At 67.6% G+C, this 12998-nt stretch carries 11 protein-coding genes; 3 read left to right on the forward strand and 8 right to left on the reverse strand.

Annotated features, from left to right (window positions below; genetic code table 11):
* Window positions 1-64 precede the first annotated feature (64 nt).
* Both QO011_RS03665 and QO011_RS03670 read left to right on the forward strand, forming a co-directional pair.
* On the forward strand, window positions 65-1411 hold the full coding sequence (locus QO011_RS03665) for a hypothetical protein (protein ID WP_307267817.1): 1347 nt from the start codon (window positions 65-67) through the stop codon (window positions 1409-1411).
* A 126-nt stretch (window positions 1412-1537) separates the two neighbouring features.
* Window positions 1538-2389 carry a tetratricopeptide repeat protein gene (locus QO011_RS03670; RefSeq protein WP_307267820.1) on the forward strand — a complete coding sequence of 284 codons (852 nt, stop codon included), beginning with the start codon at window positions 1538-1540 and terminating at the stop codon, window positions 2387-2389.
* 21 nt (window positions 2390-2410) lie between these two features.
* Here the strand turns inward: QO011_RS03670 and QO011_RS03675 are convergent, their stop codons facing one another.
* The 4 genes from QO011_RS03675 to dnaN all read right to left on the reverse strand — a co-directional run bounded on the left by QO011_RS03675 (window position 2411) and on the right by dnaN (window position 6848).
* Window positions 2411-3223, reverse strand: a complete 813-nt coding sequence (locus QO011_RS03675; protein WP_307267825.1) for an IS5 family transposase — start codon at window positions 3221-3223, stop codon at window positions 2411-2413.
* 210 nt (window positions 3224-3433) lie between these two features.
* Window positions 3434-4459 carry an NADPH-dependent curcumin/dihydrocurcumin reductase gene (gene curA / locus QO011_RS03680; RefSeq protein WP_307267828.1) on the reverse strand — a complete coding sequence of 342 codons (1026 nt, stop codon included), beginning with the start codon at window positions 4457-4459 and terminating at the stop codon, window positions 3434-3436.
* 82 nt (window positions 4460-4541) lie between these two features.
* Window positions 4542-5681: a DNA replication/repair protein RecF gene (recF, locus tag QO011_RS03685; RefSeq protein ID WP_307267830.1), complete on the reverse strand. Its 1140-nt coding sequence runs from the start codon at window positions 5679-5681 to the stop codon at window positions 4542-4544.
* 48 nt (window positions 5682-5729) lie between these two features.
* Complete coding sequence (gene dnaN / locus QO011_RS03690) at window positions 5730-6848, reverse strand: DNA polymerase III subunit beta (RefSeq protein ID WP_307267833.1); 1119 nt, start codon at window positions 6846-6848, stop codon at window positions 5730-5732.
* Between the two features lie 321 nt (window positions 6849-7169).
* Between dnaN and QO011_RS03695 the strand changes: the two genes are divergently transcribed.
* A complete protein-coding gene (locus QO011_RS03695) occupies window positions 7170-8477 on the forward strand; it encodes a nicotinate phosphoribosyltransferase (protein ID WP_307267836.1) in 1308 nt (435 codons plus the stop codon).
* 15 nt (window positions 8478-8492) lie between these two features.
* On the opposite strand, the gene QO011_RS03700 is transcribed toward QO011_RS03695, so the two are convergent.
* Genes QO011_RS03700 through QO011_RS03715 form a run of 4 tightly spaced genes read right to left on the reverse strand, consistent with a single transcriptional unit; the run spans window position 8493 to window position 12918 of the window.
* The gene (locus QO011_RS03700) at window positions 8493-9443 is read right to left on the reverse strand and encodes an ABC transporter permease (RefSeq protein ID WP_307267839.1); all 951 of its coding nucleotides are present in this window, start codon (window positions 9441-9443) and stop codon (window positions 8493-8495) included.
* A gap of 3 nt (window positions 9444-9446) precedes the next feature.
* Window positions 9447-10412 (reverse strand): ABC transporter permease, encoded by a 966-nt coding sequence (locus QO011_RS03705; protein ID WP_307267842.1) that lies wholly within the window; start codon window positions 10410-10412, stop codon window positions 9447-9449.
* Window positions 10409-11875 carry a sugar ABC transporter ATP-binding protein gene (locus QO011_RS03710; protein WP_307267845.1) on the reverse strand — a complete coding sequence of 489 codons (1467 nt, stop codon included), beginning with the start codon at window positions 11873-11875 and terminating at the stop codon, window positions 10409-10411. The genes QO011_RS03705 and QO011_RS03710 overlap by 4 nt, the downstream gene beginning before the upstream one ends.
* A gap of 29 nt (window positions 11876-11904) precedes the next feature.
* Entirely contained in the window at window positions 11905-12918 is a 1014-nt protein-coding gene (locus tag QO011_RS03715; protein WP_307267848.1) for an ABC transporter substrate-binding protein, read from the reverse strand.
* Window positions 12919-12998: the final 80 nt, after the last annotated feature.

Consider the following 12998-nt stretch of genomic DNA (forward strand, 5'->3'; position numbering starts at 1 on the left):
GGGCCATTGTTGACACGACAGATGGCCATGCCCAGAAAAATCCTCGGGCAGGGGAGGGTACTTTATGCATGGCTTGGTTTTGGCCGCTTTGGCAGTCCTGGTTTCATTGACCGCTGCCGCAAGCTTGAATGCTGCGACGATCGGCAAAGCGAATTCGACGAACTGTGTAATGCTCATCGGTGGAGAAATCGTTCAAGGGGACTTCGAGAAATTCGTAACCATCGGCAAACTGTTGCTGCCAGGCGATGATGGAGAATCCACGAGAAGGAATACCGTTTGCCTGGCTAGCTCTGGCGGAAGCCTTTCGGAAGGCGTGAAATTTGCCAAGTATTTCTACGACAACGGAATCGGAACGGTCATCGACGACGGTCAGGAATGCTACTCGGCGTGCGCCATCATGTTCATGATGGGAACGGCCACTGGTGCCGAGGTCTCTTTTGCCAATCGCAAGCTCCACGTTGGAGGAAAGCTCGGGTTCCATCGACCCTATTTGCGCATTTCACCAGGGGAGTCGATCGACAGCAGCGCCATGCAAATCGCTTACGATGCGGCGTTCTCATCGGCCCTTGATCTAATCGCCGTCGCAAACTCCAAATCGCCATGGAGCAGCCAGCCCATGATGAAGTCCGATCTTGTACAGCGGATGCTGCAACACGTCGGAAACGACATGTTCATGATCGACACCGTGGACAAGGTGGGACGATGGGACATCGAGGTATTCGGTTCATCCGAGCCATCTCTCCTGTCGGAAGAGCAGGCATTTTATGCCTGCGAGAATTCTCTGCAGTGGCAGAATGGCCTGACAAAGGGAGACATAACGTATTCCAATGTTAGCGACGGACCGAACGGCAAGAGACGCTCGCAGTCGCTTTCGAAAGAAACGAGACAGGCGGTCTACCAAGTTGAAGGTCTGGCCTCCGGGTATGCGATGGAAAGCTGCGTTATATCGAGGAAGAAAGGCACGATCTTCGGCTGCGGTATCGATGAGTACTCCGATGCGAGACTCGGACAGGGTGATTGCGACCACTCGAATTTCGCTGACAGAAGTTCCTCTCTCAAGGCGATATCGGTCTTCAATCCGGCCACGAAACTTGAAGACCTTCGCACGGGCCAAGCCGTTGTCGCGGTTCAATCGGGGGCGGCTCGCTGCTTTGTCATTAAAGGCAGTCAAATTACTGACAACGAGCCCTGTCTTGTTATCCACGTCGGCGACGCAAAGGTGAGAGGGCGAGCATCAACGATCACCCATTTCGTCTGGCCGTCCGGCAGCAAAACGGTCCTTGTACAATCCGGCACTTCGTTCGAGATAAATGGCGTGTCGACGGGGAAGAGGACGGTGGCCGAACGTGGGGATTGCTACTTGAACAGTGCCACGCTAAACGATTTCTGTGTTCTTACATCACCAAACTAAGAGTCCGTCTCGAAAGTCATGAATTTTGCTCAACGGGCAGGATGAAGGCTATGACAGCCGTTGTGGATTCGAATTAAGTTCGCCGGCGCAACGGTAGTGCGCTTGGCGAAGAGCGAGGGAGGATCAGTGAGGCAGCGTCTGCTCTTCATTACAGTCGCTATTGGCTTGGGGGTGTTGAACCTCAACCGATGGGCCCGCGCCGCGGCGGAAGGGAACTGGGGCGAACCGCTTGGCGAAATCCTGACATCCGTGTCGGTGCTCTATGGCCTATACGCGCTATCCATGTCCTTCAAGCGGCGCGCAACTAAACGAAGGTCAGACGAATCGAAGCTATCCATCATTGCGCTGGCGGTTTTCGTCACGACATTTGCCGCTTGGAGCGACCGTGCGATAGCGCAATCTCAGCCCGCGCCTGCGGCGGATGAGGTGACCTGTCGACAGCCCTTGGGGGGCACACGGTCGATCGAGGCCTGCGATAGACTGGTTTCGTCGAAGCGCTTCAACGGGCATGCACTGGCGGTAATCCTGAATGATCGCGGCCTGCTCTATTTCAGGAATGGAGATGCCCAGCGCGCTCTTGTCGATTACGATTCGGCGATCGCAGCTGACCCCGGGCTCGGCACAGCTCATTACAATCGCGGTCTCGCGCTCGCCCGGCTCGACCGCCTGGGGCAGGCGATCGACAGCTTTGGAGAAGCAGGAAAGCTCGTGCCCGATCGGGCGGTGATCTGGCACAGTCGCGGGATGGCCCAGACGATGACGGGCAACTTTGCCGCTGCAATGGCAGATTTCGATCGCGCCATCGGTTTGGATCCGAAGATGGCGTTGGCCTGGGGCTACCGAGGCATCGCGCATGTGCGTCTTGGCGAGGTTGAGAAAGGTATCGCCGACCTGAAGGAAGCACTTCGTCTCGATCCTAAAAATCCAACGATCGCGGGGGCATTGGAAGATGCGGAAACTGCGCTCGCCAAGCGATAGCCTGAGAGCCGGTCTCGAAATTCACGAATTTCGCGCGATGCGGCGGATGAGGACCATTGCGGCCGCCGCATGGAGGAAAGCTGTCGCCGATGCGATTGTCGCTTCGGCATCCTTCCAGAGGCGCCGATTTCGATTGATCCAGGCGAAGAAGCGCTCGACGACCCATCTGCGCGGCTGGACGGCAAAGCCGATCTGATCAGGCTTGCGGCGGACGATCTCGACGGCGATGCGTGTTGCGGTCGCGACACGCGGTCCCTGATAGCCTGCGTCGGCAAAGACTTTTTCGATGAACGGGAACTGCCTCCGCGAGGCTGCGAGCAACGGAACTGCGCCATCTCGATCCTGCACGCTGGCAGGATGGGCGAACAGGACGAGACCACGCCCATCGGTGTCGACGAGGGCGTGGCGCTTGCGGCCCATGACCTTCTTGCCGGCGTCGTAGCCGCGCGGTCCTCCCGCCTCGCTGGTCTTCACGCTCTGGCTGTCGATGATGCAGGCGCTCGGCGAGGCCGACCGCCCGCTGCGTTCCCGATCGATCATCAGCAGTGCGTGGTTCAGCGCCTCGAACACGCCCTTGTCTCGCCAGGCTGCAAACCAGCGATAGGCCGTGCTCTTCGGTGGAAGGTCGCTAGGGAGAAGCCGCCAAGCTACGCCCCCGCGCATCACGTAGAAGATCGCGTTGACGATCTCGCGCAGAGGCCAGGACAGGGGACGTCCCGTCTGTTTCGGGGCCGGCAACAGCGGCACGACCAGCCGCCACTCCGCATCCGTCAAATCCGTTTCGTATCGAAGCCCCGCGCGACTATGCTGCCAGCGAGTGGCTGGGGTCCACATCGCTCGCTTCCCTAGATGGCCTGAACTGTGTTTCGGCGTGCAAGTTTGACCCCGTGAGGCGGAGGATCGGGGGGCAACCTTGCGAGCCGTTTGACAGCCTGAACAACCCCTTGGAATCACGAGCGCTCCAGCCGCTCAACCCTTTCGAGACAGGCTCTAAGGTCGACAATCACGCGACCGAGCGCCGGTTCGCAGGAATATGCTCTTGCCTCAGCCCGCCGATACTCGCACCAGCAGCTTGCCGAAATTGCGCCCCTCCAGCATGCCGATGAAGGCCTGCGGCGCCGCCTCGAGCCCGTCGACCACGTCCTCGCGGTAGCGCACCCGCCCGTCGGCGATCCAGCCGGCCATATCGCGGTAGAAGGCCGGGCGCTGGTCGGCGAATTCGCGCTGGATGAAGCCGCGCAGGGTGAAGCTCTTGGTCAGGACCTGGCGCATCATGAGCGGCAGCCGATCCGGGCCCGGGAACGGTCCGGCCTCGCTGTACTGGGCGATCAGGCCGCAGACCGGGATGCGGGCGAAGGTGTTGAGCAGCGGGAACACCGCGTCCCACACCGCCCCGCCGACATTCTCGAAATAGATGTCGATCCCCTCCGGGCAGGCCCCGTGCAGCTGGCCCGGCAGGTCGGGCGCGCGGTGGTCGACCACCGCGTCGAAGCCGAGCTCGTCGCGCACGAAGGCGAGCTTGTCCGCTCCACCGACGATGCCGACGGCGCGGGCGCCCTTGATGCGGGCGATCTGCCCCACCGCCGAGCCGACCGGCCCGCTCGCCGCCGCCACGACCACGGTCTCGCCGGGCTTCGGCCGGCCGATGGCGAGGAGGCCGGCATAGGCGGTAAAGCCGGGCATGCCGAGCACGCCGAGCGCGGTGGAGACCGGCGCCTGCGCCGGATCGAGCTTGCGCAGGCCGGTGCCGTCGGAGAGCGCATAGGTCTGCCAGCCGGAATGGGACAGGACGATCTCGCCGGGCGCGAAGCCGGGATGGCGCGAGGCGACCACCTTCGCCACGGTGCCGCCTTCCATCACGCCGCCGACCTCGACCGGAGCGGCATAGGATTTCGCCGCGTCCATGCGCCCGCGCATATAGGGATCCAGCGAGAGAGTGAGCACCTGGAGGAGGATCTCGCCCTCGCGCGGCGTCGGCGCCGGCACCTCCTCGATGCGGAAATCGGACGGCACCGGCCGCCCCTGCGGCCTCGCCGCCAGCACGATCCGCCGATTGCGCACGTCATCCATGGTCCGGTCTCCCGATGCGCCCTTGTCGGGCAGTGAAGCCCCTTGGCCCGCTCTTGTCGAGCGTCGCGGCCGGGCCCTCGGCTCAGTCCGCCACGGGCCTGAGGCGGCCCTCGCCGACCTCGAACAGCGCCGCCCGTCCCCTGATCGCGGCAAAGGCCTGGGGATCGGCGCCGGTCAGCCAGACCTGGGCGCCGAAGGCCTCCAGCCGGTCGTAGAGCGCCGCGCGCCGCATGGGGTCGAGATGGGCCGCGACCTCGTCGAGCAGGATCACCGGCGTCTGGCCGGCGAGGCGCGCCACCAGCCGGGCATGGGCCAGCACCAGCCCGAGCAGCAGCGCCTTCTGCTCGCCGGTCGAGGCGCGCCCGGCGGCGATGGCCTTGGGCCCGTGCTCGACCAGGAGGTCGGTGAGATGCGGGCCTTCGAGCGTGCGGCCGGCGGCGCGGTCGCGCGGGCGGGCCTCGCGCAGCCGGCCGCGATAGCGCTCCTCCACCGCCAGCGCCGGCTCGTCGAGCACGGCGTTCTCGATCGCCCCGTCCAGCGCCAGGCGGGCGAAGGGGAACGGCGAGGCCGGGTCCGCCTCCTCCGCGATCAGCCCGGCCAGGCGCCGCACCGTGTCGGCCCGCGCCGCGGCGACGGCGATGGCGAGCTCGGCCACTTCCCGCTCGGCGGCATCGAGCCAGCGCGCATCGCCGGCGCGCTCCTCCAGGAGGCGGTTGCGGCCGCGCAACGCCTTCTCCAGGGCGTTGACCCGGCTGCCATGGCCGGCATCGACCGCCAGGACCAGTCGGTCGAGGAAGCGCCGGCGCTCCCCCGCCGAGCCGGCGAACAGGCCGTCCATCGCCGGCGTCAGCCAGACCACGCGCAGATGGTCGGCGAAGGCGGCGGGGGACGAGGCCGGCTGGCGCTCGATCCGGATCTTGCGCGGTCCGGGCTCCGGCCCGGCGTCGAGGCCGGTGCCCAGATGCACCGGCCCGAGCGCCCCGTCGACCTCGACCGCCACGGCGAAGGAGCCGTCGCCGGCGGCATGGGCCATGTCGCTGAGATCGGCCCGGCGCAGGCCGCGGCCGGGGGTGAGCAGCGACAGGGCTTCGAGCAGGTTGGTCTTGCCGGCGCCGTTCGGCCCGGTCAGCGCCACCAGCTTCGCCTCGACGGCGAAATCGAGCGCGGCGTAGGAGCGAAAGCGCGTCAGGATCAGGCGCGTGATGCGGGCGGCCCGGGTCATGGTCGAGGGCGTCGGTCCTGAGCGGCTGAGCGGCCGCGGCGCGCCGGCTCAGACCCGCATCGGCATCAGCACGTAGAGCGCCGCCGCGCCCTCGCGGTCCTGCACCAGGGTCGGCGAGCCGGGATCGGCGAACTTGAGCAGGGCCGTGTCGCCGTCGAGCTGGGCGGCGATGTCGAGGAGATAGCGGGAGTTGAAGCCGATATCGAGCGGATCGGCGTCGTAGTCGACCTCGATCTCCTCGGTGGCGGTGCCGCTGTCCGGATTGACCACGGTCAGCACCAGCCGCCGGTCGGACAGGGAGAGCTTCACGGCGCGGCCGCGCTCGGAGGAGATGGTCGAGACGCGGTCGACGGCGGCGGCGAAGTCGCCGCGCTCGACGGTCAGACGGCGATCGTTGGCAACCGGGATGACGCGGGCATAGTCCGGGAAGGTGCCGTCGATCAGCTTGGAGGTCAGCACCACCGGGCCGACGGTGAAGCGCACCTTGGCCGGCGACAGCTCCACCGATACCAGGGCCTCCGGATCCTCCATCAGCTTCAGGATCTCGCCGACGGTCTTGCGCGGCAGGATCACGCCGGGCATGCCGGCCGAGCCGGCCGGGGCGGGCAGCTCGACCCTGGCGAGGCGGTGGCCGTCGGTGGCGACGGCGCGCAGGCGTGCCTCGCCCTCCACCTCCAGCGTGTGGAGATAGATGCCGTTGAGATAATAACGCGTCTCCTCGGTGGAGATGGCGAACTGGGTCTTTTCGATCAGCTTCTGCAGGTCGGCGGCCTTGAGCTCGAAGCGGTGCGGGAAGTCGCCGGCGGCGAGGTCTGGAAAGTCGGAAGGCGGCAGCGTCTGCAGGGTGAAGCGCGAGCGTCCCGAGCGCACCACCAGCTGTGTCGCCTCGCCCCCGCCTTCCAGCGACACCTGCGCCCCGTCGGGCAGCTTGCGCACGATGTCGTAGAGCGTATGGGCCGGCACGGTGGTGGCGCCCTCCATGCCGACATCGGCGGGCGAGGATTCGACGATCTCGAGGTCGAGGTCGGTCGCCTTGAGGCGCAGCGCGCTGCTCTCGACCGCCAGGAGGACGTTGGACAGGATCGGGATGGTGTTGCGGCGCTCGACGACGCGGTGCACGTGTCCCAGCGTCTTCAGCAGCGCAGCTCGCTCGAGCGTGACCTTCATGGAGAACATCCCGGATAGTGTGCGGCCGCGCGCTGTGAGGCGCGCGGCCGGGAAAGGGCGAAGACCATGCCGCCCCGTGGACGGAAACGCAAGGGAGCGCCGAGCCGCGCCAGGGCTCATCGGGCTGGTTCGAGGCAAAACGACGCCGCTTGATCTTCCCGCCGATTAGCCCGATGTTCACCTCTTTCCGGTCTCGGCGGGAAAACGCGGACTGGAACGGGTTCCGGCCGACAGGTCCTGCCGAGCCATGAGGTTGGCCGGACGTCCGCGCCGCCCGGCGGCGGACCCGGCGACCGGCTTGGGTTGGTGAGGCTTCGTCCCGTGTTGAACATCGATATCGCAAAGCGCGTCTACGACCGCACCTGGAAGCTCGACCCGATCGTCCGCAGCCTGCTCGACACGGATTTCTACAAGCTCCTGATGCTGCAGCCGATCCATGCGCGGAACCAGTCCGTGCGCACCCGCTTCTCCGTCATCAACCGGACCAGGTCGGTCAACCTCGCCTCGATCATCGACGAGGCCGAGCTGCGCGACCAGCTCGACCATGCCCGCACGCTGCGCTTCACCAAGCGCGAATTGATCTGGCTCGCCGGCAACACGTTCTACGGCCGGCGCCACATCTTCCGGCCCGACTTCCTGACCTGGCTGGAGAGCTTCCGCCTGCCCGACTACGAGCTGCGCATCGAGAACGGCGACTATGTGCTGGAGTTCGACGCGCCCTGGGCCGAGGCCACCATGTGGGAGGTGCCGGCGCTCGCCATCATCAACGAATTGAAGTCGCGCGCGGCGACGCGGGCGCTCGGGCGCTTCGAGCTCGACATCCTCTATGCCCGGGCCAAGGCCAAGCTCTGGTCCAAGATCGAGCGGCTGAAGAAGCTGCCCGGCCTGCGCATCTCCGATTTCGGCACGCGCCGGCGCCACGGCTTCATCTGGCAGAGCTGGTGCGTGGAGGCGATGAAGGAGGGCCTGGGCAGCGCCTTCGTCGGCACCTCCAACGTGCTGCTCGCCATGAACAACGACCTGGAATCGATCGGCACCAACGCCCACGAGCTGCCGATGGTCTATGCCGCCCTCGCCGGCGCGGACGACAAGGCGCTGCGCGCCTCGCCCTACAAGGTGCTGGAGATGTGGAAGGATTTCTACGACGGCAACCTGCTGATCGTGCTGCCCGACACGTTCGGCACCGCCGCCTTCCTCGAGCGCGCCCCCGACTGGGTGTCCGACTGGACCGGCATGCGGCCCGACTCCAAGCCGATCCTGCCGGCTGGCGAGGAGATCATCGCCTGGTACCGCGCCCGCGGCCGCGACCCGCGCGACAAGCTGATCATCTTCTCCGACGGTCTCGACATCGACAGCATCGAGACCGCCCACAAGGCCTTCGCCGGGCGCATCCGCATCAGCTACGGCTGGGGCACCAACCTCACCAACGATTTCCGCAACTGCGCCTCGCGCCCCAACCCGCTGCTCGACCCGATCTCGCTGGTCTGCAAGATCACTGAGGTCGACGGCATGCCGGCGGTCAAGCTCTCCGACAACCTCGCCAAGGCCACGGGCGATCCGGCGGCGATCGAGCGCTATCTGCGCGTCTTCGGGCAGGAAGGCCGCAGCGAGCAGGCGGTGGCGGTCTGAGGGCCCGGCTGCGCCTCACCGGCGCCGCGTCTTGCGGCCGCCGGCGACGGTGATCACCGCGATGATGACGAGGCCGGTCACGATCAGCCGCATGCCGGCGCTGGCGCCGAAGGTGTTGAGCATGATCTGCAGGAACACCAGGAACAGCGAGGCGCCCCACAGGCCCGCGGCGCTGGCCTGGCCGCCGGCGACCGAGGTGCCGCCGATCACCACCACGGCGATCGAGGCGAGCAGGTACTCGTTGCCGAGATCGACCGAGGCGCCGCGGAAATAGCCGGCCAGCAGCGCGCCGCTGAGGCCGCCGAGCGCGCCGCACAGCATGTAGGTGAGGCAGCGCGTGCGCGCCACCGCGATGCCGGCGAGGTGCGCGGCGCGCATGTTCTGGCCGATGGCGGTGACCGAGCGGCCGAACACCATGCGGTGCAGCAGCAGGGCGAACAACGCCGTCATGACCAGGGCCGCGAGCGCCAGGACGGGAAAGCCGAGGATGGTCGCATTGGCAAAGTCGGCAAAGCCGGGCGGCGGCTTGATCTGCAGGCCGCGGCCATAGGCGATGTCGATCGACTGGATGATGAAGCTCGCCGACAAGGTGGCGATGATCGGCGGGATGCGCAGCGCCGCGATCAGGAGATAATTGGCGGCGCCGACCGCGATGCCGCTGCCGAGCGCGGCGGCGACGCCGAGCGCGATCATGGCGTCGCTGCCGCCCATCACCTTCATCGCCACCGCGCTGGCGAGGCCGATATTGGCCGGCAGCGACAGGTCGACATTGCCGGGCCCGAGCGTGATGACGAACATCTGGCCGATGCCGACCACCACCATGAACACGGCGAGCGACAGCGCCGCCGTCGCCATGCCGCCGGCGCCGTGGCCGCCGGTGAAGCCGATGGTGGCGAGGAACACCGCCCCGGCCCCGGCGAAGGACCAGATCCAGGGCTTGGACAGGAGCCTGGCCGCGCGGTCCATGGCTCAGGCCTCCGTCCGGCTGATCAGCACCCGCGCCGCCAGGATGACGATCAGGATGGCGCCGTTGGCGCCGACCTGCCAGTCCGGCGGCAGGTGCAGGAAGGAGAGCAGCGAGGATGAGGCGACGGCCAGGGTGAGCGCGCCGATGACAGCGCCGACCGGCGAGATACGCCCGCCGACGAACTCGCCGCCGCCGAGGATGACGCCGGCGATCGAGAGCAGGGTGTAGCCGTTGCCGATATTGGCGTCCGCGGCGGTGGAGAGGCCGATCAGCGCCAGGCCGGAGAGCACGCCGAACAGGCCGGCGAGGGCGAAGGCGATGATGCGGATGGCGAGCAGCGACCGGCCGGCCCGCTGGATCGACTGGGGATTGCCGCCGGCGCCGCGCAGGATGGCGCCCCAGGAGGTGCGCATCAGCGCCAGGTGCGTGACGAGGGCGATCACCACGGCCGCGACGATCGGGAACGGCACGTAGGGCACGTGCACGCCCATGAAGGCGCGCAGCCATTCCGGCGCCTTGCCGCCGGGCTGCGGCAGCATGAGGATGGCGGCGCCCTGCCACACGAAGCTCATGCCGAGCGTCACCACGATCGAAGGCAGGTCGCGCAGGTGGATGAGGGCGCCGACCAGGGCATAGACCGCGATCGAGCCGAGGATCACCATGACGCCGAGGGCCGGCTCCTGCACCAGCCAGGTGGCGCCGACGCAGCCCACGAAGCTGACGAAGAAGCCGATGGAGAGGTCGAGATCGTTGATGGCGATGACGAACATCTGGGCGATCGTCGCCAGGGCGATCGGGATCGCCAGGTTCAGCATCAGGTTGAAGCCGAGATAGCTGATGGCGCGCGGGTTCAGCCAGCCGATCGCGGCGAGCACCATCAGGAAGGACAGGGCCGGCAGCGCCGCGCGCAGCGTGCGGCGCGGCGCCGCGAGGAAGGGCAGGCGCTGGCTCGCCGTCACCACGCTCATGCCTGCGAGGCCTCCAGGAAGGACGACTGGATCACCTTCTCCTCCGTCAGCTCCTCACGGCCGAGATCGGCGACGACGGCGCCGCCGCGGAACACGTAGACATGGTCGCAATGATCGAGCTCCTCGATCTCGGTCGTGTACCAGACGAAGGTGCGGCCCTTGCGCGCCTCCGCCCGGATCAGGTCGTAGACCTCCAGCTTGGTGCCGACGTCGACGCCGCGCATCGGATCGTCCATCAGGATGATCGGCGCGTCGCAGGCCAGCGCCCGGGCGAACAGCGCCTTCTGCTGGTTGCCGCCGGACAGGGTCAGGATGTTGTTGGCCATATCGGGCGTGCGGATGCCGATCGCCCGCCGCCACTGCTCGGCCAGCGCCTCCTCGCGCCGGCGCGAGATCAGCAGGCCCCGGCGCAGCGCCGCGATCGAGCCGACGGCGATGTTGTCGGCGATCGACCAGAGCGGGAACACGCCGTCGCGCTGCCGGTCGCCGGCCACCAGGGCCACCCGGCCGCGGACCTCGACGCCCGGGATGCGCCGGCGCGCTCCATCGAAGATGCGCAGCAGCATCTCGGTCTGCCCGTGCCCGGCGAGGCCGGCAAGGCCGATGACCTCGCCGGCACGGGCGAGGAGCCCGGCCCCGCCCTGCGGCGTCGCGGCCCGCACCCGCTCCGGCGCGGCGCCGCGCGCCTTGCCGGACGCAGCCGGCGGAGCGGCGCGGCGATGGTCGGCGCCCATGGCGGCGACCAGCCGGCCACGGTCATAGTCCGCCGCCGGGCCGCCGGCGACCACCGCGCCGTCGCGCATGATCAGCACCCGGTCGGCATTGTCGAGGATCTCGCCGAGCACGTGCGAGATCAGGATGCAGCTCACGCCGCCCGCCACCGCGCGCCGGACATGGGCGAGGAGCTGGCCGGCGGTATGGGCGTCGAGCGAGGAGGTCGGCTCGTCGAGGATGACGAGATGCAGCGGCTCGTCCGTCACCGTGAAGGCGCGGGCGACCTCGACCATCTGGCGCCGGCCGATCGAGAGGTCCTGCACCACGTCGGCGGGATCGATGCCGTGCCCGGGAAAGATCTCGTCGAGCTTGCGGCCGATGAGCGCGCCGGCCCGCCGGCGCCAGCCGATGCCGGTCAGCCCGGCATGGATCACCCGCGTGTTCTCCGCCACGGTCAGGTTGGGGCAGAGCGACAATTCCTGGAAGACGCAGCGCAGGCCCAGCGCCTGCGCGGTGGCGACGGAATAGTCCGGCCGCACCGTGCCGCCGATCACGATGCGCCCCGCGCTGGGCGCGAGCGTGCCGGCGAGGATATGCATCAGCGTCGACTTGCCGGCGCCGTTATGGCCGACGAGCCCGATCAGCTCGCCGGCATCGACGGTGAAGTCGACGCCTGCAAGGGCCTTGACGCTGCCGAAGCTCTTGGCGACCGCCTCGAGCCGCACCACGCCTGCCGCTTCGCCGGTCATGTCCGCCCTGGCCCGGGGGATCGCGGCCGTCACTTGGCCGCGGCGATCGCTTTGATCACCTCGGCCTGCGAATATTCCACATTGGCCACCCCGCCGACAGGCGTGCCGGCCAGATATTTGTCGAGCTCGGCGCTGTCGATCGTCAGGATGCCCATCGGCACCTGCTTGGGCACCTCCTTGCCGTCGAGCACCTGCTGGGCCACCCAGAAGGCGAAGGTCACCATGCCCGGCGCCTCGGAGGCGGACCAGGTGTCGTAGCCGCCGGGGGCGGCGCGCTGCTCCTTCCACCAGGCGAGCTCGTCCTGGCGGTTGCCGAGCATGATCAGCGGCAGCGTGCGCCCGGCGGCCTTGAAGGCCTGCGCCGTGCCGTAGCCGTCGCCGCCCTGGTCGATCACGCCGGCGATCTCGGGCAGCGAGGGCAGCACGGTGGCGACCGCCTTCTGCGCCGTGGTCTGGTCCCAGTTGCCGTTGACCGAGGAGACGATCTTCAGGTTCGGGTGCTTGGCGATCTCGGCCATCACGCCCCTGGTGATGTCGTCGTCGATCGAGGTGCCGGCGAGGCCGCGGACATAGAGCAGGTTGCCGCCGCCCGGCAGGCGCTTGGCGACCTGGCGCACCTGCTCGGCGCCGTAGGTCTCGGCGAGGTCGACCGTGACCTTGTAGGCGCAGGGCTCGGTCACCAGCCCGTCGAAGGCGACCACCACGATGCCGGCGTCGCAGGCCTGCTTCACCGCGCCGTTGAGCGCCTCGGGCGAGGCCGCGTCGACGACGATGGCGTCGTAGCCCTGCAGGATCAGGTTCTGGATCTGGGCCGCCTGGGTCGGCGCCTCCTTGTCGGCGGTGGTGAACGGATCGGCCGCCGCGATGGTCTTGTCGGCCACGGCCTGCTTGCCGACCTTGTCCCAGCTCTGGAGCATGGCCTGGCGCCAGGAGTTGCCGGCGTAGTTGTTGGAGAGTGCGACCTTCTTGCCTGACGTGTCCGCCAGGGCTGACGTGGCGAGCGGCAGCGCCACCAGGGCGGCGAGTGCGATGGATGGTTTCACGGCGATCCTCCTTCTTGTCTGTTTTTTCCGGCCGCATTGGCGGCGCCTGCTCCGCTGATGCGGGGTCTTCGTCGGCCTTG

Origin of the sequence: Labrys wisconsinensis (assembly GCF_030814995.1) — a bacterium.
Classification (GTDB): Bacteria; Pseudomonadota; Alphaproteobacteria; order Rhizobiales; family Labraceae; genus Labrys; species Labrys wisconsinensis.